Here is a 25,943-nt window from a genome sequence, read left to right as displayed (position 1 = left end):
CAGCATGCACCCTATCCATCCCAAACAGCACGGCATCGCCATGATCGAAATCCTCGGCGCGCTGCTGATCGCCGCGATGCTGGTGGCCGGCCTGGCGTCGATGATCGACACCGGCCTGGAAGACGCCAAGGCCCAGCGCAGCGCGCAGTACCAGGCGGCCATGGCGGCCGCCGCCAGCACCTACCTGGCCGACCAGTACGGCGCGCTGGCGCAGCCGGCCCGGGTCGGCCAGACCATCGCGATCACGCCGGCCATGCTGCGCGCGGCCGGCATGCTGCCGCCGGGGATGGCGCCCGCCAATCCCTACGGCCAGAGCGGCTGCCTGCTGGTGCGCCCGCGCGTCAAGTCGGCGGCGGCGCCGGCCACCATCGTGCTCGATGCGCTGGTGGTCAGCGAAGGCACGCCGATTCCGGACCGGGTGCTGGCGTTTGCCGCCGCCAGCGCCGGCGCCGGTTTCATCAGCGCCCGCGAGCCGACCCGCGCCCAGAGCGCGGCCGGGGCCTGGGCGCTCGGCCCCACCACCTCGCCGACCCTGGCCAGCTTCCTCGGCGCCAAATGCAGCGCCACGCCGGCCGGCGGCGGCAGCCTGGTGTCGGCCCTGTTCTTCGACGGCGCCGGCCAGTCGGCCGATTTCCTCTACCGCAACAAGGTGCCCGGCATGCCCGAGCTGAACCAGATGAACGCGCCGATCGGGATGGGCGCGGCGGCGGTGGTGACCTTCGACGATCCGTGCAGCGGCGCCGCCATCGCCGTCGATGCCGAACGCAGGCTGATGCACTGTAATAGCGAGAACCGCTGGGCCAAGGTCTCCCCCACCTCGTCGTGGAAGAAGCCGGTGTACAACTTCGCCGACCTGGCGCTGCAGGAAGGCAACACCGATGGCGACGTGCGGCTGGTCAAGTCGCTCGGCCTGGCCTTCAGCTACCGCAAGGTGACCGACGAATGGCGTCCGCTGGCGGCCGACCAGAACGGCAACCTGAACATCCCTGGAACGCTGACGGCCGGCCTGGACGTCAAGGCCGGGCGCGACCTGACCGCCGGCAGGAACGGCGAGATCAAGGGCGACCTCGACGTGTACGACCACATCCACGGCTACACGCTGATCATCGACGACTACATCTGGGCCGCCACCTATTCGATCGGCAGCCACTACCAGCCGGGCGCCGGGTGCAACAAGTGGCTGGCCAACGCCGATCCGCCGGTGCGCGTGAACATCATCGGCACCATCGTGCTCGACTCGGCCTCGCCGCCCCTGCCGCTGATCTGCACCGGCACCGATCCCGACAACGCCGTGTGGCGCTACATCGACGGCTCGCTGACCCGATGAAGGCGGCCGCGCCCCTGGCCCTGGCCCTGCTGTGCGGGCAGGCCGGCGCCTGCTGGCAGGAGGCGGCCGAGCGGCACGGCGTCAACGCCAGCCTGCTGTACGCGATCGCGCGCACCGAGTCGGGCCTCGACCCGCTCGCGCGCGGCCGTCCCAACGCCAACGGTTCCTACGATATCGGTCTGATGCAGATCAACAGCAGCTGGCTGCCCACCTTGCGCCGCCATGGCGTCGAGGAGCGCCAGCTGTACGACGCCTGCACCAGCATCCACGTCGGCGCGTGGATCCTGGGGCAGAACATGCGCCGTCTCGGCAATTCATGGAATGCGGTGGGGGCTTACAACGCCGCCGATCCGAAGAAGCGGCTGGCGTACGCGCTCAAGGTGTACCGCAACCTGCCGCGCGAGGCGCTGGCCGGGCGTTAGCGGGCCGCGCGGCGGCGCCGGAACACGTGCGGCGCGCTGCTGCTGAGCAGATAAGTGATGTACTGAGGGTCTTCGGCGACGCGCTCCCAGCCGCCGCTGTCCATGAAGCGGATGCAGCGCGTGTTGTCCTGCTCGATGCGCACGCGCACCGGATCGCATTGCGCGAACAGCCAGTCCAGCGTGGGCTTGAGCAGCCATGCCCAGCGGCCGTGGTATTGCGGCAGCACCGCCAGGTGCAGTTCGTGGCCGTCGAAAATGGCGCCGCCGGCGGCCACGCCGTCGATTTCGTAGCCGACCGAGGCGCAGCCGCGGTAATGGGCCAGCGTGCGCTCGCGCGTGGCGAGGGCGGTCAGTTCGGCGGGGTAGCGCTGCTGTTCGATGTCGTACATGAGGCCGAGATCGGCGCAGGCGGTCAGGCGCAAGTCGGCCATGGGAACTCCGTGCGGGCAAAGGAAGGGGGGAGGACTGCGCAGCGGGAACTGCGCAGGAAGACAGGTGCGGGACCGCGCTGGCGGCCCCGCCGGTGACGCTGTTAGATGATGGCGCCGCTATCCGGACCTTTGGATGGTGGCGCTGGCGGTGGTGGCGGTGGGACCAGCGAGCTGAGGGCGGAGACGGCGGTCAGGACGGGAGCGAGCATTGGCATGGTACTTCCTTTCAAAATTGTCGATTGCAACTCCGGTTGGAGTACTCATGAGTGTTCGCCGGGAGGGACAAGGTTCCGTGCGCGATGGCGCAGGCGGTGATTTTTTTCGGTGGCGGCGGCGCGCCTGCGCTACGACACCGACAGCAGCCAGGCGCTTGCCTTGTCCTTGGCGGCCAGGATCGCGTCGAGCAGGCTGGTTTCGTCGGCCAGCTGCTCGATGCCGATGTCGTGCAGGATGATGTAGCGGCCTTCGCTGGCGTCCCACAGCCATTCGCCGCCGGGATAGCCGGGGCTGGCCAGCGGCGCCGCCGCCGACGGCGCCAGCGCGCGGCGCGGCAGGTAGACCGACACGCACAGGTAGGGCTGCGGCGCGTCGGCCGCCAGCGAGGTCAGCGTGACGATGTCGTCGAACTGCAGCTCCAGCACCGGAGGACCGTCGGCGCTGCCCAGGCCCGTCAGGGCGACCAGCTCGCGCAGGCAGCGCAGGACGGCCGCGGCGGAGCCGGCGAACGCCTCTGGTGGGACATAGTCGTGTTGCTGCATAGAACCTTATAGGTAAGTAAGCGGTCGGAGCAATGCAATATGGGTAAGGGAATGCTACGCATTCCGGGGCGCATCGCCAAGATCAAACAGCGCCGGCACGGCTTGCAGTGCATCCGTGGCCTGCGACGATCCGCTTCCCGTACTCGATGATACTGATTTTCCGCGCCGGCTTCAGTGGTCGAAAAGGCGTGCGCCGTTCCGCGTCGAACGGGTGTTGTTTGACGGTCGTTTTCATGCCACGCGCGCGTGCTGGAACCCTGGCAAGCGGCAATGCCACACAGTGGCCGACCACCCCATTTGCGCGGAGCGCCGACATGTTGAGAAGCCCCATCGAGCCGATCCCGAACCGCAGCGCTCTTGCGGCCCGCCTTCCTGAATTACCCGCTGCGCAAGACCAGACGCACCTGCCGGCCGGTCCGCCAAGGCGCGACAGCGCAGGCGCGGCTCCTGACTTTCCCGCTGCGCCAGAGCGGGCGTCCCAGCCGTCCGGAGCGCGCAGACGGCACAGCGCCGCCGACGCCAGCTTCGCTCCCGTCGCGCCTAAGCGCGGCGGCAAGGACAGCCTGGCGCGCGAGCAGGTCAGGGGTTTCCAGCAAGCCTGCGCCGGGCTGGCCGATGCGATCGACCTGCTGCCCGCCTTGCCGCGCAGGCAGGCGGCCAGGTCCAGCGCCATCAGGAACCAGTTGCAGGCATGGGCCGCGATGCCCGCTCCGCCGACGCCGCAGGGCTTCGCGCTGACGGCGGAAGTGCGCAGGCACCTCGGCAGTGCCGCCAAGCGCCCGCTCACGCTCGACGCGCTGGCGCAACTGGCCGCGGCGGGCGGCGTTGCGCCCGAGGAGGCGCAGCGGCGCCTGCATGGCGCGCGCGCCGGCATCGCCAGGGAGAAGGCGGCCGCTTTCCAGCATGCCTGCAAGGCGCTGGCGGCGTCGATCGAGGCGCCGCCGGCGGCGGGCGAGGTGCGCGACCCGGCCGTGCTGGCCGTGCTGGCCGGACTGCTGGCGCAATGGAGCGCCGCCGGCGCGCCCGCTTGCATGGCCGCGTTCACGGCCGCGCCGGCACAGGCGCAGCGCCTCGGCCTGGACCAGACGGCGCCGCTCAGCCTCGATGCGCTCGGCCGCATGGCGCAGGCCGGCGGGCTCGGGAAGGCCAGCGTGACGGCGGCGCTCGCGAACGCTGTCGCACTGGCCGGCAGCGGCGATACCTGGGCCCCGCAGCAGGTTGGCGACGCGGCGCAGCAAAAGCGCTTGCGCAAGATGGGGGAAGGGCCGGTGCACAAGACGCCCGGCATGTTGCGGCGGCTGCGCAATCGGGTCAAGGATCGCACGGTCCAGCACAGCATCGATGTCGGGCCGGCCGGCCAGACGCGGGCGGGGAATCTGTTTTCCGCCGTCGTCGATGTCAGGAAGCCGTCCAGGAAGCATGACGTGCGCAATGCGGCCGATCCCGCCAGCAAGGGCTGGCGGTTCAGTTCGGCCCGGCGCACCGATGCCGCGCGCGCACGCGTGCTCAAGGACGTTCCGGAGCGCGCCGCGCAACTGAGGAGTCGCGCCAGCACGGCGCGCGCGGGCCTGCTCGACGCCATGCGCACGGCCCCCGGCGCGCCGCCGCTGCCGCCATCGGCGCAGGAGGTGGCTGCGCTGCGCACCGCGCTGGCGCCGGAACTGGGGCCGGGCCAGGACGCGGCGGCGCAGGCGCTGGCCGTGGCCTTGCTCGGCGCGCGCGGTCCCGTAGCGGCTGCGCCGCCGCCAGCGGCCGGCGCCGCCCCTGCGCCGCCGGCCGCGCCCGATGTCAGCGCGACGCTTGCCGCGTTTCGGTACATGCAGCGGGAAATGAACTGGAACGCCCTGACCGCGCCCGCACCGTCCGGCCGGCCCGAGGCGATGCTGGCCTGGCGCGCGGCCGAAGTATTGTCGCGCAGCGAAGGGGGCTTCGTCCTGCTGGCGCACACCATGTGCAAGGCGCCGGAAGAACGCGAGCGCGAGAGCCTGCACACCTTTTTGCAGGCAGCCGACCAGTTGCGCCGCCAGCCGGCGCTGGCGCAGCACCACGCCGACACCCCGCACGACCTGCTGGCCAAGGCCCCGGCGCTGGGCAGCTCGGCCGTCGGGCGCGCCCTGCAGGCCAGCGCCGCCGTGCTCAAGGACAGCGCCGCGCCCGACATGGCGTATGCGATGAGCAGTCCGGCCGCCTTCGCCCGCCTGCTGGGCGTGCAGTTAGGCGAGAGCGAAGAAACCGGCGACCTGGTCGACGCGCTGCTGGCGCCCGCCGCCTCTGCCGGCCCGCACAAACTCGACCGCGAGCTGATGCTGGCGCACGCCCTGATGCCGGCCGGCGTGCGTGCCGGCGCCGCCCCCGATGCGCACAGCGGGGCCCAGGCGCTGGCCGCGCTGCACCACCTGCGCGGCGCGATGCGCTGGAGCGAGCTGGCTGGCGCATCGGCGCCGCCCACGGACGCGGCGGCCGTGGCGGCCTGGCGCAGCGCCGAAGTGCTGGCGCGCACCGAGCGCGGTTTCGCGCTGCTGATCGAGAACATGCACGACGCGCCGCCGGCGGGGGACAAGCGCGAGGCCATGCGCGCCTTCCTGCAGGCGGCCGACACCCTGCGCGAGACCGCGCCGGCGCTGGCGGCGGTGGCGCCCGGGCACGCGCGCGCGATCCTGGCCCAGGCGCGCGCGGACCAGCTGGGCGACACCCTCGCCAGCCGCGTCCTCAAGCACAGCGCCGCGCGCCTGGACGGCGCTGGACCGGCCGCACCGGCGCACGCGGCCAGGGCCACGGGCGACCTGTTCGCCTGGCGCCAGGGGGCACGCGAGGATGGTCCGCGCAGTACCCAGAAAATGATGACGGCGCGCCTGCACAAATTCATGCGCAAGGCCGTGCCGCGCGCCGAGCGCAGCGGGACTGTGGCGAAGCTGGCCAATGCGGTGGGCGCCAGGACGACGCCGCTGCGGGGGCTGTCGATGGGCGTGCAGGGCACCCACCTGGGCAGCGTCCCCAAGGAACTCGAAAAATACTGCGCCGCCTTCCAGCACGCGTGCGTCACGCTGCGCGACGACGTGCGCGCCATGGCGGCGGCGCGCGACCCCCTGGACGAGGAAGAACGCGGCCTCGTGGCCGGCTTGCTCGACGACTGGGCCGGCCTGCCCAGGCAGAAAACGCCGTCCGGCTTTTCCTTTGCCGCGCTGGCGGCGGCGCCGACCGGCTCGACCTTGCCGGACCTGGCCGAGCTGCCTGTCACGCTCGACCTGGTGCGCCATCTGGCCGCGCACATCAAGCTGCCGCATGACAAGGTAACGGCGGCGTTGCAGGAGGCGCGCGACCTGGAGCAGGCGGCCGACCTGAAGCCGGCCACCATGACCCGCGCCGCCATGGCAAGCGTCTTGAACGAGCTGGTCGGAAAAATGCAGTCCGGTTCGCGGCTCAAGCTGAGCGACGGCGCGATCAAGGGCTTCAGCACGGTCGGGGCCTCGGCCATCGTGGCCGATGCGATGTCGGGCGCGATGGTGTTCGGCGTGCGCGCCGACCTGCGCTACGATTTCGGCAGGCATGCCACGTTCGAGCTGGCGCGTTCGGGCCATGGCTTCGAGATCTTCCTCGGCACGTCGAAGTCGCATCGCGCCCTCGGCGGCGTCGGCCTGAAGGTGGGCTACGACATCAAGCTCGGCAGCGAGGAGTCGAAGGCGGGAATGAAGCTCAGGGCGGGCGGCGGGGCGACCGCCACCCCGGTCGACTTCGAACGCAGCGAGGGGCGCGGCATCATCTTCCGGGTCGAACGGCCGATGAAGGAGTCCAGCCGCGCCAGCAACGACAAGGATTGGGGCTCGGTCGCCTACGACGATGCTGGCATGGTCGAGACCACCCGCAAGCTGATGGCCTTCCTGCTCGACGCCGGCGCCGACGGCCTGTCCGAGGAAGCGATGTGGAGCAAGCTGGCCAGCGACTTCGGCGAGGGCGTCTCGGTCGGTTGGCAAGATAGCAAGAACACCACCAACCGCCAGAAAATGGCGGTCGACTTCGGGGCCGCCGTGTCGGGCAAGGCCGGCGGCGCCAGCCTGCGCGCCGGCGCCAGCATCAGCCTGTCGGGCGAAAACACCTCGAGCCAGCAAACCAAGGTCAAGGAACGCGGCGGCACCGTCAACCTGCTTGCACGCAAGTTCGGCACGGGCGCCAGCCTGAACCTGGGCGCCACCCTCGGCGCGGGTGTGGGAAAGGGCCCCAAGCCCAAGGAGGAGCAGGCCGCTCCCGCGCCCGGCGCGGCGCCAGGCAACAAAGCGCAGAGCGGCAAGGTGGGCGCCATGTCGAGCGGCAGCCTGGACCTGGTTTCCATGCAGGCCGTACTGGGCGAACAGAGCCAGTCGGTGAAGGTGAGCTTGCCGACCCAGGACGGCAAACTGATCAACCGCGCCGCCTATCTGGACGTCGAGTTTGCGAGCGCCGAGGCCTGGGTGGGCAGGATCGAGCGGGAGCGCGACCTGTGGGTCCGGACCATGACCAGCGAGTACGTGCGCGACAAGGGCGGTCCCGGCGCCGACAAGCCCGAGATCGGCCCGGCCATGTGGGCCGCCTTTACCGAGGAGGACCTGGCGGAAGGCACGCGCCAGCTCGACGAGCTGATCGCCACCGCGCGCGCCGAGGAGCGTCCCAACTTCAAGTACATGGTGCGCCAGCGCATCAAGCCGGAGGCCGCCGCGCTGTACGACAGCTTCTCGGACATCGACAGGCAGGGCGGCAGCATGTTCGGCGCGGGCGACTGCAAGGAGCAGCAACGGCGCCTGCTGGCCGATGCCGGCAGCTGGTTGCCGCAAAAGCTGGCGATCATCGAGAAAATGACCGAAAAGGACAGCTTCGGCGTGCAATCCGGGCTGCGCATGTTCGGGCTCAGGCAGGCCGAGGGCTCGCGCGAATTGCGCTCGTATAACTTCCAGTAACACGGCGGGGTGGCAGGCGGCCGGGTCCTCACAGGCGATCCGGCCGCAGGCGCACGAAGGGGGAAAGATCGGCGATGGCGGGAAGAGGGGGGATGTATGACAGGATGCGGTACCGGAAAAGACGCCGCCTGCCGGCGGCGCCGGTTTACTGCTGTTCGTTGACCTGCTTGGCCATGGTGCTGAAGATCTGCAGCTTGGACAGGGCCTGGCCCTGCGCCGCCGCCCAGCGGATCAGGTCGGCGTCGCCGCCGGGTGCGGTGGACCATTCGCCCGCGCCGCTGCGGGCCGGGCCCGGCAAATGCTGTGTTCGCTCATTCAGATAGGTCATCGTTGCCTCCTGTCGTGATCAAGGCTGGAAAATGCCGGAGGCGGCAAGGTCGTGCCGCCTCCGGCGCTGACTAAGCGAGTGCTTAGATGGCGTTCACCGCAGCGGTGTTGGCCTTCTTCTGGATCTGCGCGGCCATCTCGGCCGCCGACAGCGCCTCGTTGGCTGCCATACCGGCGCCGATCGAAATCAGACCCGATGCCGTCCCTGCTGCTGCCGATCCTGCGACTAACAAGCCCATAATGTTCTCCTGATATAGTTGATGAAAATTGCCGCCTTGGCTGTTCGCTGCCGCAGCGGTACTGCGCACGTCGTGTTGCGGCGCCGGCCGCTTGGGCCGGCGCCGCCAGGCGCGATCTCAGATGGCGTTCACCGCAGCGGTGTTGGCCTTCTTCTGGATCTGCGCTGCCATCTCGGCCGCCGACAGCGCCTCGTTGGCTGCCATACCGGCCCCGATCGAAATCAGACCCGATGCCGTCCCTGCTGCTGCCGATCCCGCGACTAACAAACCCATGGTGTTCTCCTGAAGTGGTTGATTGAGATTGCCGCCTTGGCGATGTATTGCCGCAGCGGTCCTACATGAGTCACCGCCGGACGGGCACAAGTTCCGTCGCCGGCGCCAAACTTGCCGCTTCCCGCCCTGCGCTGAGATTTGTTGAGGAATCGGTGGCGTGGGGCAAGTATGATTTGCTTTGCATCCGCCACTGGGCAAGAGGCAGCGGCGCCGCCGGGGCGCCATTTTTCGGGATACATATGAGCGATGAATTTTTGGCGGAACGCGACCTGCTGTCCGAGCTGATTGCACTGGTCAACCAGGGCGAGGTGTTCTCCGACATTCACATCGAGCAGGACGCGCGCATCATGATCAAGACGCCGCGCGGCTGGACCGCCGCCGGCGAGGAAGCGGTGACGCTGGCGGAAATGACGCCGCTGCTGGGGGCCATCGACGAGGATTGGGAAGACAAGATCCTCAACGCCGCCATCGACCGTTCCTTCGTGCTGACCAATTGCCGCCTGCGCTGCAATCTGTACCGCATGTCGGGCGGGCGCGCGATCGGCATCGCGATCCGGCGCCTGCCGATGGAGCCGATCTCGATCGAAAAGACCGGGCTGCCGGGCTACGTGCGCACCATGCTCGAAGCGACCAAGGGCGTGATCCTGGTCACCGGACCGACCGGCTCGGGCAAGACCACCACCATGGCCGCGCTGCTGGACCATATCAACCGCACCCGCAGCGCCCACATCGTGACCATCGAGGAGCCGATCGAGTACTTCCTGCGGCGCGACCAGGCCATCATCTCGCAAAAGGAAGTGCCGACCGATACCGCCAGTTTTTCGAGCGGCCTGCGCGAGGCGATGCGGCAAAAGCCGGACGTGCTGATGGTGGGCGAGATCCGCGATTTCGACACCGCCGACACCGTGCTGCACGCCGGCGAATCGGGCCACCTGGTGCTGGCCACCATGCATACCAACAGCGCGCTGGGCGCGATTTCCAAGCTGCTGGGGTTCTTCCCGGCCGAGCAGCAGGCGCAGCGCGCCGCCGCGCTGGCCAATTCCCTGGTGGGCGTGATCTACCAGAACCTGCTGCCGAGCGAGGACGGCCAGAACTTCGTGCTGGCCAGCGAGATGATCTTCAATCACAACCAGCAGGTGGCGCCGCTGATCAGCGATCCGTCCAAGATGCACCTGATCGCCGACTTCCTCAAGCGCAAGGAAGACAATATGTCGCGCAGCCTGAACGACGTGCTGGCCCAGCTGGTCGGCAAGAAGATGATCGGTACCAAGGATGCGATGCGCTCGGCCTACAACCGGCTGGAGCTGCATGAAATGTTGAGCAACAAGCGTTAAGCAACGAGCGTTAAGCAACAAGCGTTAAGCAACGAGCGTTAAGCAACAGGCGCTGCTTACACCACCGCTCAGACAATCTCGCGGCCGGCCAGGCAGTATTCGCCGCCGCAGCCGCTGGGGCTGGACGGATCGCAGAAGCCGTCGCTGCCGCAGCGGCGCAGGCATTCGACGCGGCTGCCCGCACGGGCCGGCCCGATCATGGGGCCGCGTGCAGCCCTGTGCATGCGCAGCGGCGGCACCGGACTGCCCTGCACCATCGCCAGGTGGTGCATGCGCTCTTCGCAGCCGCCGACGACGTTCTCGGAACGCGCCACGCGGCGCGCCGGCAGCACGTCAGGCGCCAGCGGCGCCAGCGGCGCCGGGACGACCGCCAGCACGCTCAGCGGCACGGTCGGCGGCGCGGCCGCCGGCACCGTGGTCTCGCAGGCCATCGGGATCACCGGGTCAGGGCGCATGGGACGATGGCGGTTCGCCACGGCTTTCCAGTTCGACTTCGCGCCCGGCATCGTCCTGCTCCATCAGTTCCCGCACCACCGCGTACACCTGGGCCACCGACTCGTAGCTGGCGCGGGGCACGTAGTGGTCGGCCTGGCCGGTGGCGTACAGGGTGCGCGCCAGCCAGACGTGGCGGATCACCGGGATGCCGTGCGCGCGCGCCTCGCGGATCATGGCCTGGGCGACGTCGTCCTTGCCCTTGGCCAGCAGCAGCGGCGCCGGCGTCTCGGCCGGATCGTAAAACAGCGCAACCGCAAAGTGGGTCGGGTTGACCACCACCGCGTTGGCGCCGGCGGTCCTGGCCGGAGCCGATTCCGAGGCCCACTGCATCGCCAGCCCCTTGCGCGCCTGCTTGACGTGGGCGTCGCCTTCGGACTCCTTGTATTCGCGCTTGATCTCTTCCATGTCCATCCGCAGCGACTTGATGTGAAAGTACTTTTGCAGCGCGAAGTCGATCATCGCCAGCACCAGGCACACGCCCACCACCGGATGGAGCACGCTGCGCAGCAGGGCGATGAAGCCGAAGTAGATGTCCTTCGGTTCGCCGTTGGACATCTGCAGGATCGACGGCAGCTGCTTGCGCACCATGAACCAGATGATGATCCCCAGGCTGATGGCCTTGATCAGCGCCATCAGCAGCTCGCCGATCTTCTTCTTGGCGAACAGCTGCTTGACGCCGTTGACAGGGTTGATCTTGTCGATCGAGGGCGTGAGCGACTGGGGCGCGATCAGGATGCCGAACTGGCCCCAGTGGGAGGCGAATGCCACCACCAGGCACACCACGAAGAACACCGCGAACACCGCCAGCAGCAGATTGCCGGCGGCGGTGATCACGGCCGGCATCGCTATATGGAAGGGCTGGCCGACCTGGCGCAGCGACAGCTCGAACAGGGCGTCGAGCGCCGCGCGCCACTGCGGCTCGGTGGCCAGCGCCAGTTCGGCCACGACGATCAGCATCGCCACGCGCGCCAGGTCGCGGCTCATCGCGATCTGGCCCTTGTCGCGGGCGTCGCTCAGCTTCTTGTCTGTGGGTTCTTCTGTTTTGTCGTCGCTCATTGTCTGCCGTAGTCCAGCATGTGCGGGATGAAGTCGAGCATGCGCGCGAAGTCGCCCGCCACGTAGTGCGAAAAGATCGGCCAGTACACCAGCAGGATCAGCAGCCCGGCCAGGCTTTTCACCGGCGCCGAAATGAACGAGACCTGCAGGTTGCCGGCGAAGATGCCGATGATGGCGAACGCAAAGTCGACCATCAGCAGCGGAATGATGACCGGGCCGCCGTAGACGGCGATGTGCCAGAAGAATTCGCCGAAGCGGCGGATCAGCAGGTCCAGGTGGCCCGGTTCGAACGGCGGCGTCAGGCTCATGGCCGGCCACAGGCCGTAGCTTTCGATCAGGATGCGCACCAGCGCCAGGAACAGGCCGGCCTCGACCATCAGCACCACGGTCGCCTGCAGCAGCATGCCGCCCAGCACGCTGGCATCCTGGTCGACGCCGGACGGGATCTGGATCGGCGAGCGCTGGGTGTCGAGGATCGAGCCGATCGACTGCGCCACCCACACCGGAATGGCCAGCATCACGCCGAGCAGCAGGCCGATGCCGGCTTCCTTGAGCGCCAGCGCGGCGGCCCCCAGCAGGCCGGGGGTGGACTGCTGCAGCGCGAAGTAGGTCGGCGCCAGCGCCGGCAGGGCGATGGCGAAGGCCACCGCGTTGCGCATGATCCCTTGCAGCGTGCGGTTGCTGAAGCCGGGCAGGATCGCCAGGCAGACGGCGCTGCGCGGCACGGTCAGCGCCATGGCGATCAGGAAGGTTTGCAGGTCGACCAGCAGGGCGCTGTTCATGGCTAGCGTCCGATGGTGGGAATGAGCATGAAGGCGCGCTCGCACAGCTGCATGATCTCGACGCCGAACCAGCGTCCCAGCACGGCGACGGTGAGCGCCACCGAGAGCAGCTTGACCACGTAGGGCAGGGTCTGGTCCTGCACCTGCGTGACCGCCTGCACCAGCGAGACCAGCACGCCGAACAGGGTGGCGATCAGCAGCGGCGGCGCCGAGATGACCACCGCCAGCCACAGGCCCTGCTGGAAGAATTGAAGTGTGTCGCCCATGGCGCGCCTCAGAATGAAAATGTCACAGGGCTGTTACAGGTACGACATGGCCAGGGCGTTGAGCAGCTTGCCCCAACCGCCGACCATGGCGAACAACAGCAGCTTGAGCGGGATCGTGATGGTCTGCGGGCTGACCTGCTGCATGCCCAGCGCCATCAGCAGGTTCGACACCAGCAGGTCGATCACGACGAAGGGAATGTAGATCAGGAAGCCGATCTGGTACCCGGTCTGGAGCTCGGACACCACGAAGGCCGGCACCAGCACCAGCAGGTCGCTCGACGTCGCCGCCTGCGCCATGTCCTTGGGCCACAGCTTGCGGGCCGAATCGAGGAACAGCTCGCGCTGGTCCGGGTGGCTGAACCTGAGCATGAAGGCGCGCAGCGGCTCGACCGCTTCGCGCGCCTGCGTCATCAGCTGGCCGCTCTGGCCGGCGCCGCCGCGCGCTTCGATCGCCAGCGCGCGCGTGCCGATCTGCTGCGCCGTGGGCGCCATGATGAAGATGCTCATGGCCAGGGCGATGCCGTAGATGGCCAGGGTGGGCGGCACCTGCTGCACCCCGATGGCGTTGCGCAGCACCAGCAGCACCAGCGAAATCTTCAGGAACGATGTGGTGACGACGACGATCAGCGGGATCAGCGACATCATCCCGAGCAGGATCGCAAACGAGACGACGTCGTACTGGCTGCCCATCATGCCGCGCTCCATTCGGTGATGCGCACGCCCAGGCTGCCGTCGACGTCGACCGCCTCGGCGCGGCCGAGCAGCTGGCCGGCGCAGCGGATTTCCAGCGCGGCCGGACCGGCGCCGGCCAGCAGCAGCGTGCTGCCGACCGCCAGGCTGCGCAGCGCGCCCAGGCTGAGGGTGAGCTTGCCCAGTTCGATGTCGAGCGTGGCGGGCAGCTGGTCGAGCGCGTCCTGCGCAAGCTCGCACGCGTTTGCGCTGTCGTGATCGGGGGATTGGTCCATGCGGTTCTCCAAAGCTAAGATGATCAGGGTGCCGGGCGCCTGGTAACGCACGCTGGCGCGCAGCCCGCCCAGGTCGACGTGGCCGCAGCCGCCGCGATCGAAGGCGCTGCTGTCGGGCAGCAGCACGTCGCCCTGGCGCAGGCTTGCCAGCATGGCGTGCGGCAGGCGGTGGCGCGCCAGTCGCACCGCCTGCCGCAGCGGCAGGGCGGCGAAGGCGTCGAACGGGGCTTGCAGCGGACGCCAGCAGGGTTCGGCCAGCCAGCGCAGCCAGTCGGCGGCGCTGGCGCGGCCATGGGTTGCCACCAGGTGGCCGCCGCTGCGCAGCGTCAGGCGCAAGGTCGTCAGCGGCGCTGCGGCGTCGGCAGGGGTGTCGGCTGTCAGGCTGCCGGCGCCGGCCAGCGGGGTGCCGGCCAGGCGTGCGCACACGGCGCCCTGCAGCCATTCCCAATGGGGGCCGTGCCGATGCTCGCCGAGGTCGATGCCGGTGAGGGCGCGCAGCAGCCGTGCGCCGCGTACCAGTTCGACGCAGCCGAAGCTGCCCCGCAGCGTCAGCGGATCGAGCCACGACGGCGCGGCGTCGACGGCCGTTTGCACGGTCAGGACGGCGTCGGCGGCCAGCGCCGGCAGCGATGCCTGGCGGCCGATGCCGGTCAAGCGTGCCAGGTCGGCCTGGTCGCGGCCGATGCGGGCCACGGCCAGCGGCCGCACGGCGTGCGTGGCCGCGTAGGGGATGATCGGGGAGCTCGGCATGGTCATGAAATCCGGGTAGGCCCGCGGCGCCGCGATGGCGGCGCCCGCAAGGCGGATGAGGGCGGGCGCTATAGCACGGCGATCCGCACATCCTTCTGCATACGTCGCTGCAAGCGCCGTTCCAGTTCCATTTTGTTTTGATGCAGGCGCTGTTCGAGGTCGCCGTCGCCGGCGCTGAGCAGGAACTGCACGCTGCCGGGCGCCGTGTGCACCACCACGCCGAGCGACTGCCCGCCCGGCAGCTCCAGTTCGAAGATGCCTTGCTGTTCCTGCAGTCCAAGCAGGGCGGCTTCGACGCCGGCGTCGGAGCTGGCGGACGCGCCCACCCCCATCCCCACCCCCACCCCGCCGGCCGCTCCCACCCCGGCGCAGCCCTCGCCGTCGTCGGCGTCGCCGTGCTGGTGGCCGGGCGGCGCGACGACGGTGTCGACGAAGCTGTCGATCAAGGGCGTGCGCGGGTCGGCCTCCGCCTGCTCGCGGCGCACGCGCTCGCGGCGCAGGTACTCGGCCTGGCGCGCTGCCTGGGTATCGCGCGGCCTGGGACGTGGGGGTGGCGGCGCGGGGGATGGCGGCGGCGGCGCCTTGGGTGCGGGCCTGGGCGCATAGCGCGGCGGCGGCGCGCGGCGCACCGGCTGCGGCTTGTCGTCGTCGCGCGCCGGGGCGGGAGCGCCGGTGCGCACCTCAATCGTCATGGCGGCGCTCCGTGTCCTTGATGTGCTGGCGCAGGATGTCGAGCTTTTCCTGCTGGCGCCGGGCCTCGGCCAGCTGGCGGTGGGCCGCGAAAAAGTCGGCGCCGGCCGCGCGGCTGCCGCCGGCGTGTTCGCGCCAGGCCAGCAGGCGCTGGCCGGTATCGCGCTTCATGCGTTCGTAGCCGCCCTGGGCGGCGCGGAACTGGCGGCTGTCGGTTTCCATCGCAAAGAACTGCGCACGCGCCTGGCGCCAGTGTTCGGACGCGCCTTCGCGCGCGCTGCGCCACGCCAGCTTGGCCTGGCGCAGCGCGTCGCGCCGCGCGCGCCACCGTTCGCGCGCCTCGCGCCGCTCGCGTTCGAAACGCTCCAGGCGGTGCTTGCGCACGCCGAGCAGGCGTTCGATGGTGCGGTCGGGCACGCGCGCTTCGATCACGTCCACCGCTTCGCGCCGGGGCTTGCCGCCAGTGCCGCGCATGCTCATGCCGCCAGTGCCGCGAGGCGTTCGAGGGTGTGCGCGAACGGCGTCTGGCCGCTGGTGTCCTGGCGCAGGAAGTCGATCTGGGCCTCGCGCAGCGCCACCGCCTGGTCGGCCAGCGGATCGCCGCCGCTGCGGTATTCGCCCAGCCGGATCAGCAATTCCATCTCCTGGTAGCGCGATTGCAGCGCGCGGAAGCGGAAGGCGGCCTTGCGGTGCGCGCCGTCGGTGACGTTGCCCATGGTGCGGCTGATGCTGGCGAGGATGTCGATGGCCGGGTAGTGGCCCTGTTCCGCCAGTTTCTTACTGAGCAGGATATGCCCGTCCAGCAGCGACTTGGCTTCGTCGCCGATCGGATCGGACGCCGATTCGCCGTCCACCAGTACTGTATACATGGCGGTGATGGCGCCTTCGGCGGTGGCGCCGGCGCGCTCGACCAGGCGTGGCAGCATGGTGTAGACCGAGGGCGTGAAGCCGCCGCGCGCGGGCGGCTCGCCGGCGGCCAGGCCGATTTCGCGCTGGGCGCGCGCAAAGCGGGTGAGCGAGTCGACCAGCAGCAGCACCTGCCTGCCGCGCGCGCGGAAGCCTTCGGCGATGGCGGTGGCGGTAAACGCGGCGCGCGAGCGCTCCATCGAGGTGCGGTCCGAGGTGGCGCAGACGATGATGGTCTTGGCGACCAGTTCGGGATCGAGTTCGTGTTCGAGGAATTCGTTCAGTTCGCGCCCGCGCTCGCCGATCAGGCCGAACACGATGGCGTCGGCCTTGCAGCCGCGCGCCACCGCCGCCATCAGCGTGGTCTTGCCGCAGCCGGGACCGGCGAACACGCCGACCCGCTGGCCGCGTCCGAGCGTGAGCAGGCCGTCGATGGCGCGCACCCCGGTCGGCAGCACGGTGGCGATGCGCGGGCGGTCGACCGCCGCCGGCGCCTCGCGCACCACCGGCACGGTTTCGCGCCAGCCGTCCGCGCGCAGCGGCGGCGCGTGCGGAGAGCGGAACAGCACCCGGCCGAAGCCATCGAGCACGCTGCCGAACAGGTGCTCGCCGCTGTCGATGGTGTGCACGCGCCCGAGCGGTTCGATCAGGGTGCTGCGCGAGACGCCTTCGAGCGGACTGAGTCCCGACAGCAGGGTCGCCTGTTCGGAAAAGCCGATCACCTCGGCCAGCATGGGTTGGGCGCCGGGGCTGTGCAGGTGGCATAGTTCGCCGATGCGGGCGGGCGGCATGTGGGCCTCGATCAGGGTGCCCAGCACCTGGGCCACGCGGCCGAAGCGCTGCAGGCCCGGCGCGGCCGGCAGGCCGGCCAGCCAGAGCGGCGCCTGCCTGGCGAGCAGCGCCAGGCGCTGCGCGGCGGCCGCGTCGCGGATCACCAGATCACCTCGATCTTGCGCTTGCCGAAGAAGGTCGCGCGGCTGGGCTGGATCGCCACCACCCGCACGCCCTTGTAATCGTCGCCCACGTACAGGCGCGCGCCATCCTGGGTCACGATGCTGGCGTTGGCGCCGGAGATCACCTGGCCGATGCGGAACGGCAGCATCGCTTCCGCCGTCACCGCCTTGGCCTTGACCGGGAAGCGGATGTCGTGCTCCTTGATGAAGCTGCCGAGGATGCGTTCGAAGCGGGCCGATTCTTCGTCGTCGAGATGGGCTTGCATGCTCCAGGCGCGCTCGCCCAGCGACAGGTCGAAGCGGTTGAGCAGGTCGGCGTCGGCCAGGCGCTTGCGGAACAGCGCGGCCAGGTCCGGCTTCTCCGGCTTCTCCGGCGCCTTGGGCGGCGCTGCGGCCTTGCCGGCGCGCGCGGGCGGCTTGGGCGCGCCGCTCTGCGTTGTGACCGGCTGAAGGGCGACCGGGTCGGGACGCGTGGTCAGCGCGTAGGCGGTGGCGGCCAGCATCGCCGCGACCAGCGCCAGCAGCGCACCGGCGCCGCGCCGGCGCCAGTTGGCATGCGGCCTGGGTGGCTCCTGCTGGACGGGCGCCGGCGCGGCGGTGTCGCCGGCGTGCGCCTCGCGCGCATCGCAGGCCGGTTCCGGTTCGGGCAGCGGCGGTGGCGCTTCCCACGGCGCGTCCGGCCAGCAGACGCTGATCCAGATGTCGCCGACGCGCGCGCAGTCGCCGGCGCGCAGCTCGACCAGTTCCTGTGCATCGCTGCGCCCGGCGGCGTAGATGGCGCCGCCGCTGGCGGTGAGCAGCCAGCCGTCGCCGTGCGGCGCCAGGCGCGCGTGTTCGGATTCGATGCCGTGGTCGGCCATGACGACGTCGGCCTCGTCGCCGGCGCCGATGTGGACGGCCTGCCCATCGAGCGGCAGCGTGGCGCCCCGATGCAGGCCGTTGAGGATTCGCAGTTCAAGCATGGTGTGGTCTCTGTGGCTGGTTCGATACCGGTGAGTGCCGGCGGCGGCGCTTTGGTTCCGCGCTTGTTGATAGAAGCGGCCTCGCCCGCGCGGTGGACGCCGGCGGCCTTGCGGTTCCCTCGCGTGCGGGCTTGCCTGCTGCAATTTCCTCAACGTTTTTCAAAGTCTCACGAATGCTCATGGTTCGGCAGAACGCCGTTTTTTCGCTGCTATCGTGGCGTCCATGGTGCTGCCGCAACGGCCACGGACCGCAAGGGACAGCACACCTCATTCCCGCCAATTACGGAGATCGCATGATGACTATCGAACACGCCGCCAGCCTGAGCCCCGCCACCCCCGCCATCGATGTGCGGCGCCTGTTCATGGCGCACCGCCAGCACCTGGTGCGCTTCGTGCAGCGCTACACGCGCAGCCTGGAAGACGCCGAGGACGTGGTGCAGAACACCTTCATCGAAGCGATGCGCTGCGCCGACCGCTTCTCGGGGCTGTCGAAGCCGTCGACCTGGCTGTTCGGGATTGCGCTGAACCTGGCGCGCAACCAGGTGCGCCGCAACAGCGCCGATCTGTACGACACGGTGGAGGAGGGGTTCATGGAACAGATCGCCGACCAGTTCGCCAATCCGGCGGACCGTTTCGAGTCGCGCCAGATCACGCTGCAGGTCGATTCGCTGTTGCGCAGCATGCCGCCGAAGATCCGCGAAACCTTCGACGTGGTGGTCAACGGCGACGCCACCTACGAGCAGGCGGCCGAGTACCTGTCGATCCCGGTCGGCACCGTGCGTTCGCGCGTCTCGCGCGTGCGCGCCGCCGTGCGCGAGCAGTTCGGCAGCATGGCCTGAAGCTGCCGCGCATGTCATGCCCTTGTCATCTTGTAATGCCTGTTTCCGTCAGGGCGAGCCGAACTTCTCAACGATTTTCAAAATCGCCCGAAGATGGGCTGCAAAGCCCCGGTCGCGGTGTTTTTCCTGATACATTGTTAACTGAAAATCCAGACGACTGAACACCCACCGTCCGCCACAGTTTTTACTCTACATGGAGAAATTGTCATGATGTCCGCGCCTGTTTCCCGCACCGTGTCGTCGCCCGCCATACAGGCCGCCGATGTCCAGCGCCTGTTCCTCGAACACCGCCAGCATCTGGTGCGTTTCGTGCAGCGCTACACGCGCAGCCTGGAGGACGCGGAGGATGTGGTGCAATGCACCTTCATCGAAGCGCTGCGCTGCGCGGACCGCTTTGCCGGCATGTCGAAGCCGTCCACCTGGCTGTTCGGCATCGCGCTGAACCTGGCGCGCAACCAGGTGCGCCGCAACAGCGCCGACCTGTACGAGCCGGTGGAAGAAGGGTATTTCGACCAGATCAGGGACCAGCGCGCCACGCCGGCCGAGCTGTGCGAGTCGCGCCAGATCAGTTCCAGGGTCGATGCGCTGCTGCGCAGTTTTCCGCCGAAGATCCGCGAAACCTTCGACGTCGTGGTCAGCCGCGACATCACCTACGAGGAAGCGGCCGATTACCTGGAAGTGCCGGTGGGCACCGTGCGCTCGCGCGTCTCGCGCGTGCGCGCCGCCGTGCGCGAGCAGTTCGGCGCCGGCGCCTGAGCGGGCGCGATCGGCAGCGCCCGCGGCGCATCGCGCGCCGCGCTCGACTTTGGATGACAACGCTTGCATGCGCCTGCCTCACGCGCCCGGGCAGCGGCATGCGGCGGCGCTGGCGGCGGCGCAACGCATGGCGTATGATTGCAATGTTTCCAATTTCCAACTCTTAATTTTCAGGAGGAATCCATGTCGATGGGCGACAAGCAAGTTCTGCAACGCCTGGTGGAACGGGCGCGCGCCGAGAAGGCCCGGCTCGAGGCCGAGGGCGTGCCGATGCAGGACGTGCTGGAGGCGGTGGCGTTCAGGCTGTACAGCGATTTCCCGGAAGACGGGGCGCCGATGAGCCAGGATCAGCTCAGTTGCGTGCTGGTCTGGGCCTGGCACCCGCAGCGCCTGGTGTACGGCGTCGGTTTCGCCGCCTGCGGCGCGGCCACCGATCCAACGCCGGCGGCCAGGCTGTATCCGGTGCTCGTCGAGCTGTACGGCCCGGAACCGGCGCGCCAGGCGTATGCCGACGCCGACGCCCTGATGCGCGACAATATGGACGACGATGGCGTGATGCCGCCGACCGGCGTGATCAGCTTCAGTCCGGATGTGATTCCACGCAACGACAGGGTCGCCGATTACCAGGCCCATTTCGCCGCCGACTGGGATCGCCAGCCCGCCTTCGACGACATCGACCGCGGCCGCGACAACTACCTTTACCTGCGCTGCAAGGCGATCCGTCCGCCCGGCGCGCAGGCCGGATCGTACCGGGCGCGCCCGCTGGTGCCCACCCTGAGCGTGTACTGGAGCAAGCCGGCTACCCTGATCCGGCCCGGCGACTGGAACCGCATCGGCCCCGGCGCCTACATTGGCGAATGCAACTATATTCTGGAGGGAAGCGCGGCCGACATCTTCGTCGGCGAAGTGCGCTGGCCGCGCGCGGAAATTCCCGAGCTGGGCCACTACTGCTTCATCGGCGTGATCGACGCCGTGCTCGACCGCCTGGACGATCCGCACACCTGGCCGCGCTTTCCCGACCAGTTCGCGTTCGAGCGCTTCATCGCCGAGTGCAACAGCGCCGTCTGGCATAACTTCAATGTCTACCGCAGCGATGCGCGCCTGGAATTCGCCCTGCGCGCGGTGCCCGACCTGGCCGCCAGCTACGACCTGTTCGCGTTCTACAACGTCGAGGTGGGCGAGTCCGGCGCCGGCGGGCCCTTGCCGCCCGGTAGCGAACTGACCCTGGTGCTGCGCGCGCCCGGGCGCGAAACCATGCGCTTCCCGGCCGAGTACTTCAACGGACGCGGCCTGCAGCTGCTGCGCGACTTCGGCGATTTCAAGGAGGTGGCGCAGGGCGAGTGGCAAGCCGCGCTGGAGTTGACCGTGCCTCCCGGAACGCCGGCGCGGCGCTACTCGCTGACCGTGGCGCAAACCTTCCACCGCGGCCACATGCAGCTGGGCGCGGTGAACTGGAGCGTACAGATGTAAGGGCGCGCGCTCAGTCGGGCTGCAGCGTGCTCGACGGCCCCAGCGGCACGAATTCGAAGCGCCAGTCGAACCAGCGCTCCATGTCGCCGTACTGGCCGGGGTCGCAGGTAACCACGCTGCCGTCCGGCACCGGGATGCACAGCGCGCCGTTCGACAGCGACAGGGTCTGCGTGCCCGCCTGCGGATTGGCGGGATCCTGGCGCAGGCGCACCAGCGAGGCGGCCGTGCGGTAGCGCGCGTGGCGCGGCGGGCTGCCGGGCGGCCCGGGGTGGCTGACGGTGACGCTGAGCACGGCGCGCGGGCTGTCGCGCAGCGCGCCGAACTGCTCGCCCATCGGCGCCGCGCTTTCGAACTCTTCCTTCACGCTGACCTGGGCCAGCAGCATGCCGTCGCCGGCCGCGCGTCCGCGCATGCCGTTGCGCGGAAGTAGCTGCGGCGGGTTGGCCAGGCCGCGCACCCCCGCTGCGCCAGGCTCGGCAAGCAGGCGCAGGCCGCCGGTACTGACCTGGTGGAAGCGCGGCGAGGGATTGACGATGTGCACGGCGCTGCGCAGTTCGGCGCAATCGACCGTCTCGCCCGCCAGGCGCAGGCGCAGCGTCAGCGCCGTTGCGCAGTTCAGCCCGTTAAGCGGCAGCACGCCCAGCCTGAGCTGGGCGTCGTCCAGTTCCAGCACGCGTTCCCGCGCCCTGCCGTCCCGTTCGTCCAGCACGGTGTAGGCCAGCGCGCCGGCCAGGGCGCGCGCGTCCGGCGCACCCTGGTATTGCCAGCGCAGCGCGACGTCGGCCTGGCCGTGGGCGTTGGCCATGTGCACCGCCTGGTCGGGACCGAAGGCGGCGATGAAGGTGTCCGACGGCATCAGCGGCACCGGCAGGTACAGGGTGCGCACCAGCGTGGCCCGGGTCTTCAGGTTGTACAGCTCTTCCACCACATACACCATGGCGGCGCCGGGGCGGGTGGTCAGGACCGCCTCGCTGGTCGTGAAGGTCAGGCTTTCCCACGGCGCCAGCAGGACCTCGTCGGCGCCCGGCGCGGGGCCGACCACGAAGGGCTGGCACAGCATCTCGCAGGTCAGCCCCGGCTGGCCGGGGTCGAGGCTCAGCGCGCGCCGCTGCGGCGCCGGCACCGCCAGCGCGATGCCGGCCGCGGCCCAGCCGGCCGGCCCGACCGCCTCGGCGCTGAAGGGAAAATGGGCTGTCTCGCGCGTGTTCTGCACCAGCACGTCGCCGCCCATCTGGCCGAACGACGCGTGCTGGGGAAACAGGAAGCTGACGCGCTTGACCTGGTGGGTCAGCGCCACCGGCTTGCTGTCCTTGCCGAGCGGGCGTACCGCCACCAGCGAGACGCTGAAGGTGCCCAGCGACAGGCCGCTGCGGCCGGCCGCGCCGTCGAGCGCGCGGCTGGAAGTTTGCAGCGGGCTGGGAGCGCTCAGCAGGTTGTAGCGCAGGCCGCTGAAGATGTCGTCGTCGGCGCCGCCGAGGGTGGTGTGGATCATGCTGGAGTCTCTCCGTGCTGTGCGTGGTCGGTGGCGGGCGCGGCCGGGTGCGGAGCGAGCAGCATGCGGCCCTCGCGCAGTTCGGTGCGGCGCCCGCCGAGATGGGCTTCGGTGCCGGGATGGCGCAGGTCGATGGTGGCGCCGCTGCCGTCGAGCCATTGCCACTGGCCCAGCTCGTGCGGCGGGACCGGCATGTGCAGCAGGGGCGCGCCGGCCTCGGCCGCCGGCTCGTACTCGGCCAGCAGCGGTCCCATCGAAAACACCGGCGCCAGCGCCCGCAACGCCGCGTCGAACAGGCCGGGCGGCAGCGCCAGGGCCTGGTCGGGCAGCAGGCCGCAGCTGGCGTAGACGCTGGAAAACGGGTCCATCAGCAAGCACAGGCGCAGCGCCGGCGCGGGCGCGAAGCGGCAGTACAGCGGGTGCGCGGGGCCGAGCGGCGCGATGCCTGGGCCGTCTTCGCCCGCGTACGGGCTGAGCAGCAAGTCCGGCTGCGCTTCGCGCCAGACGGCGACCAGGCCTTCTTCGGGGTCGTCGGGGTCGCCCAGCGTCATGGGCAGCGCTTGCGCCAGCGGGTCGGCCGGGGCGGCGGCGGCAAGGCGCCGGCGCAGCTGCGCCAGGCCGTCCGGCAAGCCGTCGGCGCCGAAGGCCTCGGCCCAGGAAGGGTCGGCCAGCGGCGCGCCCTGCAAGCTCAGCCCCAGGCTGGCGCCGATCACGGCCAGCGGGCGCCCGGTCAGCACCGACAGCCAGGCATCGTGTTCGTCGACCGGATCGATGCGCCAGCCGGCGTCGTCGAGCAGGCGGCCGAGCGCGTCGAGGCGGGCGCCGCCGTCGTCGGCGGCGGCGATGCGCGCCAGCGGGCCGGCCAGCGGCGGGTTGGCGCCGGCCAGCTCGGCCAGCGCCGGGCCGTCCGGGGCCGGCTCGAAGGCGGCGCGCCCGTCCGGCGCGGCATGCAGCATGCCCTGCCAGGCGCCGTCGGCGGCGTACACCATCAGGGCGCGGTTGTAGCGATTCCAGCTCCACCAGCCGGCCAGCGGCCCGTCCTGGCCGGTGCCCAGCGCGCGCGGATGGAAGTCCAGGCGCGCCGGCTGCAGCAGGCGCGGCGCCAGCTGGACGCTGGGCGACCAGGCGCCGAACTCGGCGCCGGCCAGGTCGGGGCCGGCTTGCATGGCCGGCGCGATGAAGCAGTTGCCGGCATCGAGAAGCCGTCCCGGGCCGTCGCGCCAGGGGCCGGCCAGCGGCAGCACCTGGCCGTAGCGGTCGACCAGGGTCAGGCGTTCGATGCGGAACTGGCCGCCGCTGGCGCGCCGGAACAGCGGCGCCGCCTGCTCCGCCGGCACGGCCAGGTCGGGCCGCGGCGCCCCCGGATTGGCGCCCGGTGCGGGCAGGCCGTCCGGATTGGGCAGGTAGTGGCTGCGCGCATCGCGGCAGCGCATGCGGTCGAGCACACCGTCGAGGCGCTGGCTGAGGAAGTCCCAGTGCTCCAGCGCGGCCAGGCGCGCCTCGATCGCTTCGCGCTCGAGGCCATGGTCCTGCAGCACGCGGCGCAGTTCGGCGAGCAGCACTTCGCGCAGCGCCGGGGTGACCGTGCTGCGCTCGCGCACCAGGCAGCTGACGGCGCCGTCCGGGCGGGCGGCGCTGTCCTCGAGCAGGTAGTCGCGTCCGCCGAAGCGCCAGTGCGGCGAGCCGTCCGGCCCGAACAGGGGTACATCCAGGTAGCGCAGTTCCCATTCGAGGAACAGGGGCGCCCACGGCTGGCGCCAGGCGCGGCTGGCCAGCGCGAAGCAGCCGGCGGCGCCGGGCGTGGTTGCGCCGAGGCCGGCCAGCGCCGCGAGCAGCGCCGCCACCGGGGCATGTCCCGCCAGCGCCTGCCACGGCGCGGCGCCGGCCCAGACCCAGTCCGGTTCGGCCGGGCCGGGCGCCGGCGCGAGCGCCGTTACGGCCAGCCCGGCGCGCCCGAACAGGAGGGGATCGTCGGCGCGCCGCGCCAGGCCGCCGCGCGCGCCGGCGATCAGCAGCAGCGGGTCCTGGCCTTCGTAGTAGCGGCCGGCGCCCGATTCGCGCAGGGCCAGGCGCGGATCGAGGCAGGCCAGCAGCGCCTGCTCGGCCGCCGCCAGCGCCTGTCCGGCCGCCGCCAGCGCGCCGTCGGCGGCGGCGCCATCGGCGCGCACCTGCGCCGCCTGCAGTTCGAGCCGGGCGACCAGCTCCGGCCAGTCGTCTTCCCCGACCTCGAGCGCCGGCCGCTGGCGCTCGCCGTCGAGCATGGCGCGGCGCCAGTCGAGGTCCTGGCGCGCGCGCCGCCAGCGCTCGCATTCCAGCGCCAGCGCGGCGCGCCGCGTTTCCGCCGCCTGCAGTGCGGCCAGCGCCGCCAGGGCGGCCGGCGTCGGGAGCGGCGCCGCCGCGGCCGGACCGGCCGCCGCCTCGTCGCGCTGCGCCAGCCAATAGCGTCGTTCGCCGGCCAGGCTGGCAAAGCCGCGCTGGTGGCGCTCGCGCGCCAGGGCCGGCGGCGCCAGCGCGGTTTGCCGGTGCAGCAATTCGGCGAAACCGGCCGTGGCCGGGGCCGCGCCGTGCGCCTCGAGCAGCACGTCGAGCCCCTCCATCAGCGAGGGCGCAAAGGCGATCTTGACATCGGCCCCGGCCGGACGCGCATCGTCCGGCTGGCCGTCGCGCTCCCACGCCAGCGCATCGAGGCTGGCGCCGACCAGCACCCGCGCCGGCCCGGCCAGGCCGGGCTCCGGGTTCCAGCCCAGCTGCGCCAGGCGCGCGGCCAGGGCGGCGCCCTCGCGCCCGGCGAGCGGCTCGAGCGCCGCATCGTCGTACCAGCCCAGTACGCTGTAGCGCAGGCTGGCCCGCTCGATGCGCTGCTGCGCCGTCGGGACGGCGCCGTCGGCGATGTGCTCGTGCGCGACCGGGTCGTAGAACGAGAGGATGTTACGGTTGTGCGGGGTGAAGACGGTAAAGGCGGGGTTGCCGCAGCCGCCGGCGTCGAGCGCGTAGCGGCCGGCGGCGTCGCCGAAGGCCGAGCGGTGCCGTTGCGGCGCGTAGCGGTGGGCCGGCACGGCGATGCCGATCAGCAGGGACTGCGGCGCGGCGCCGGACTGCGGGTCGAGAAAGGCGCTGGCGGCGCGCACCGGCTCGGGGTCGAAGCGCCCGCCCCCGGCGCCGTCGGCCAGCAGCAGCCAGGCCATGGCGGCGCACGTGCCGTCGGCCAGGCGCTGCTGGCGCAGCACCAGGTAGCGGTTGGGAATTTTTTCGAAGGCGAGCGTGCCGTCCGGCTGTTCGCGCGCGCTGCGCAGGCCGGGCGGCAGGGTCCAGCTCAGGTACACCCCGGGAGGGCGGCCGCTCTCGCCGGGGAGCGGATGATAGTGCGGCGCTTCGGGACTGTCGAGATCGGCCAGGCGGTCGTACTGGACGGCCCACTTTTGCTCTTCGGGCACGAGCATGCGCGTGGTGACGCACAGCGCTTCCAGGCACATGGGAACGAACAGGTGGTTTTGCATGAAGATGGGTCGGGTCGGTTCACAA

Annotated in this window: 24 protein-coding genes; 7 read left to right on the top strand and 17 right to left on the bottom strand. The window is 70.5% G+C overall.

Translation table 11 applies throughout. From position 1 onward, the window contains the following. Positions 1 to 4 precede the first annotated feature (4 nt). Together pilV and EJB06_RS02855 are read left to right on the top strand one after the other, a co-directional pair. Positions 5 to 1,327, top strand: a complete 1,323-nt coding sequence (pilV, locus tag EJB06_RS02860) for a shufflon system plasmid conjugative transfer pilus tip adhesin PilV (protein ID WP_126072469.1) — start codon at positions 5 to 7, stop codon at positions 1,325 to 1,327. Then, on the top strand, positions 1,324 to 1,749 hold the full coding sequence (locus tag EJB06_RS02855; protein ID WP_126072468.1) for a lytic transglycosylase domain-containing protein: 426 nt from the start codon (positions 1,324 to 1,326) through the stop codon (positions 1,747 to 1,749). The genes pilV and EJB06_RS02855 overlap by 4 nt, the downstream gene beginning before the upstream one ends. On the opposite strand, the gene EJB06_RS02850 is transcribed toward EJB06_RS02855, so the two are convergent. Both EJB06_RS02850 and EJB06_RS02845 read right to left on the bottom strand, forming a co-directional pair. Next, positions 1,746 to 2,180, bottom strand: a complete 435-nt coding sequence (locus tag EJB06_RS02850; RefSeq protein WP_126072467.1) for an N-acetyltransferase — start codon at positions 2,178 to 2,180, stop codon at positions 1,746 to 1,748. The genes EJB06_RS02855 and EJB06_RS02850 overlap by 4 nt on opposite strands. A gap of 344 nt (positions 2,181 to 2,524) precedes the next feature. Next, positions 2,525 to 2,938 (bottom strand): hypothetical protein, encoded by a 414-nt coding sequence (locus EJB06_RS02845; protein ID WP_126072466.1) that lies wholly within the window; start codon positions 2,936 to 2,938, stop codon positions 2,525 to 2,527. 314 nt (positions 2,939 to 3,252) lie between these two features. Here EJB06_RS02845 and EJB06_RS02840 point away from each other — a divergent pair, with 314 nt between their 5' ends. Continuing rightward, on the top strand, positions 3,253 to 7,866 hold the full coding sequence (locus EJB06_RS02840; RefSeq protein ID WP_126072465.1) for a hypothetical protein: 4,614 nt from the start codon (positions 3,253 to 3,255) through the stop codon (positions 7,864 to 7,866). Between the two features lie 145 nt (positions 7,867 to 8,011). On the opposite strand, the gene EJB06_RS02835 is transcribed toward EJB06_RS02840, so the two are convergent. The 3 genes from EJB06_RS02835 to EJB06_RS31675 all read right to left on the bottom strand — a co-directional run bounded on the left by EJB06_RS02835 (position 8,012) and on the right by EJB06_RS31675 (position 8,705). After that, positions 8,012 to 8,194: a hypothetical protein gene (locus EJB06_RS02835; protein ID WP_126072464.1), complete on the bottom strand. Its 183-nt coding sequence runs from the start codon at positions 8,192 to 8,194 to the stop codon at positions 8,012 to 8,014. Positions 8,195 to 8,276: 82 nt separating this feature from the next. Further along, a complete protein-coding gene (locus EJB06_RS02830; RefSeq protein WP_126072463.1) occupies positions 8,277 to 8,501 on the bottom strand; it encodes a hypothetical protein in 225 nt (74 codons plus the stop codon). A 48-nt stretch (positions 8,502 to 8,549) separates the two neighbouring features. Next, positions 8,550 to 8,705: a hypothetical protein gene (locus tag EJB06_RS31675; protein WP_164557786.1), complete on the bottom strand. Its 156-nt coding sequence runs from the start codon at positions 8,703 to 8,705 to the stop codon at positions 8,550 to 8,552. A gap of 239 nt (positions 8,706 to 8,944) precedes the next feature. On the opposite strand from EJB06_RS31675, the gene EJB06_RS02825 reads away from it, so the two are divergent. Continuing rightward, the gene (locus tag EJB06_RS02825) at positions 8,945 to 10,039 is read left to right on the top strand and encodes a type IV pilus twitching motility protein PilT (protein ID WP_126072462.1); all 1,095 of its coding nucleotides are present in this window, start codon (positions 8,945 to 8,947) and stop codon (positions 10,037 to 10,039) included. A gap of 68 nt (positions 10,040 to 10,107) precedes the next feature. Here the strand turns inward: EJB06_RS02825 and EJB06_RS02820 are convergent, their stop codons facing one another. The 10 genes from EJB06_RS02820 to EJB06_RS02775 all read right to left on the bottom strand — a co-directional run bounded on the left by EJB06_RS02820 (position 10,108) and on the right by EJB06_RS02775 (position 17,864). Next, positions 10,108 to 10,494 (bottom strand): hypothetical protein, encoded by a 387-nt coding sequence (locus EJB06_RS02820; protein WP_126072461.1) that lies wholly within the window; start codon positions 10,492 to 10,494, stop codon positions 10,108 to 10,110. After that, positions 10,484 to 11,590, bottom strand: coding sequence for a type III secretion system export apparatus subunit SctU (gene sctU, locus EJB06_RS02815; RefSeq protein WP_126072460.1), 1,107 nt, complete (start codon positions 11,588 to 11,590; stop codon positions 10,484 to 10,486). The genes EJB06_RS02820 and sctU overlap by 11 nt, the downstream gene beginning before the upstream one ends. Beyond that, the gene (gene sctT, locus EJB06_RS02810; RefSeq protein ID WP_126072459.1) at positions 11,587 to 12,372 is read right to left on the bottom strand and encodes a type III secretion system export apparatus subunit SctT; all 786 of its coding nucleotides are present in this window, start codon (positions 12,370 to 12,372) and stop codon (positions 11,587 to 11,589) included. The genes sctU and sctT overlap by 4 nt, the downstream gene beginning before the upstream one ends. Positions 12,373 to 12,374: 2 nt before the next feature. Next, the gene (gene sctS, locus EJB06_RS02805; RefSeq protein WP_126072458.1) at positions 12,375 to 12,638 is read right to left on the bottom strand and encodes a type III secretion system export apparatus subunit SctS; all 264 of its coding nucleotides are present in this window, start codon (positions 12,636 to 12,638) and stop codon (positions 12,375 to 12,377) included. Positions 12,639 to 12,671: 33 nt separating this feature from the next. Then, positions 12,672 to 13,331 carry a type III secretion system export apparatus subunit SctR gene (gene sctR, locus EJB06_RS02800; RefSeq protein WP_126072457.1) on the bottom strand — a complete coding sequence of 220 codons (660 nt, stop codon included), beginning with the start codon at positions 13,329 to 13,331 and terminating at the stop codon, positions 12,672 to 12,674. Further along, the gene (gene sctQ / locus EJB06_RS02795) at positions 13,328 to 14,359 is read right to left on the bottom strand and encodes a type III secretion system cytoplasmic ring protein SctQ (RefSeq protein WP_126072456.1); all 1,032 of its coding nucleotides are present in this window, start codon (positions 14,357 to 14,359) and stop codon (positions 13,328 to 13,330) included. Before sctQ ends, sctR begins: the two co-directional genes overlap by 4 nt. A gap of 62 nt (positions 14,360 to 14,421) precedes the next feature. Then, positions 14,422 to 15,045 carry a hypothetical protein gene (locus tag EJB06_RS02790; protein WP_126072455.1) on the bottom strand — a complete coding sequence of 208 codons (624 nt, stop codon included), beginning with the start codon at positions 15,043 to 15,045 and terminating at the stop codon, positions 14,422 to 14,424. Next, positions 15,035 to 15,517, bottom strand: coding sequence for a hypothetical protein (locus EJB06_RS02785; RefSeq protein WP_229426889.1), 483 nt, complete (start codon positions 15,515 to 15,517; stop codon positions 15,035 to 15,037). The genes EJB06_RS02790 and EJB06_RS02785 overlap by 11 nt, the downstream gene beginning before the upstream one ends. Before the next feature lie 2 nt (positions 15,518 to 15,519). Further along, positions 15,520 to 16,884 carry a FliI/YscN family ATPase gene (locus EJB06_RS02780; RefSeq protein WP_307720432.1) on the bottom strand — a complete coding sequence of 455 codons (1,365 nt, stop codon included), beginning with the start codon at positions 16,882 to 16,884 and terminating at the stop codon, positions 15,520 to 15,522. Beyond that, entirely contained in the window at positions 16,881 to 17,864 is a 984-nt protein-coding gene (locus EJB06_RS02775) for an FHA domain-containing protein (protein ID WP_126072453.1), read from the bottom strand. The genes EJB06_RS02780 and EJB06_RS02775 overlap by 4 nt, the downstream gene beginning before the upstream one ends. 293 nt (positions 17,865 to 18,157) lie before the next feature. Between EJB06_RS02775 and EJB06_RS02770 the strand changes: the two genes are divergently transcribed. The 3 genes from EJB06_RS02770 to EJB06_RS02760 all read left to right on the top strand — a co-directional run bounded on the left by EJB06_RS02770 (position 18,158) and on the right by EJB06_RS02760 (position 20,929). Continuing rightward, the gene (locus tag EJB06_RS02770; protein ID WP_126072452.1) at positions 18,158 to 18,703 is read left to right on the top strand and encodes an RNA polymerase sigma factor; all 546 of its coding nucleotides are present in this window, start codon (positions 18,158 to 18,160) and stop codon (positions 18,701 to 18,703) included. Between the two features lie 207 nt (positions 18,704 to 18,910). Beyond that, positions 18,911 to 19,459, top strand: a complete 549-nt coding sequence (locus tag EJB06_RS02765) for an RNA polymerase sigma factor (RefSeq protein WP_126072451.1) — start codon at positions 18,911 to 18,913, stop codon at positions 19,457 to 19,459. Between the two features lie 183 nt (positions 19,460 to 19,642). Further along, a complete protein-coding gene (locus EJB06_RS02760; RefSeq protein ID WP_126072450.1) occupies positions 19,643 to 20,929 on the top strand; it encodes a hypothetical protein in 1,287 nt (428 codons plus the stop codon). Between the two features lie 10 nt (positions 20,930 to 20,939). Here EJB06_RS02760 and EJB06_RS02755 read toward each other — a convergent pair whose 3' ends face one another. After that, positions 20,940 to 22,421: a hypothetical protein gene (locus EJB06_RS02755; RefSeq protein WP_126072449.1), complete on the bottom strand. Its 1,482-nt coding sequence runs from the start codon at positions 22,419 to 22,421 to the stop codon at positions 20,940 to 20,942. Further along, a complete protein-coding gene (locus EJB06_RS02750; RefSeq protein WP_126072448.1) occupies positions 22,418 to 25,918 on the bottom strand; it encodes a hypothetical protein in 3,501 nt (1,166 codons plus the stop codon). The genes EJB06_RS02755 and EJB06_RS02750 overlap by 4 nt, the downstream gene beginning before the upstream one ends. Positions 25,919 to 25,943: the final 25 nt, after the last annotated feature.

The organism is Massilia atriviolacea, from assembly GCF_003953935.1.
Taxonomy (GTDB): domain Bacteria; phylum Pseudomonadota; class Gammaproteobacteria; order Burkholderiales; family Burkholderiaceae_D; genus Telluria_A; species Telluria_A atriviolacea.
The sequence above is the reverse complement of the archived record's forward strand: the minus strand, read 5'-3'. Positions and strand labels throughout refer to the sequence as shown.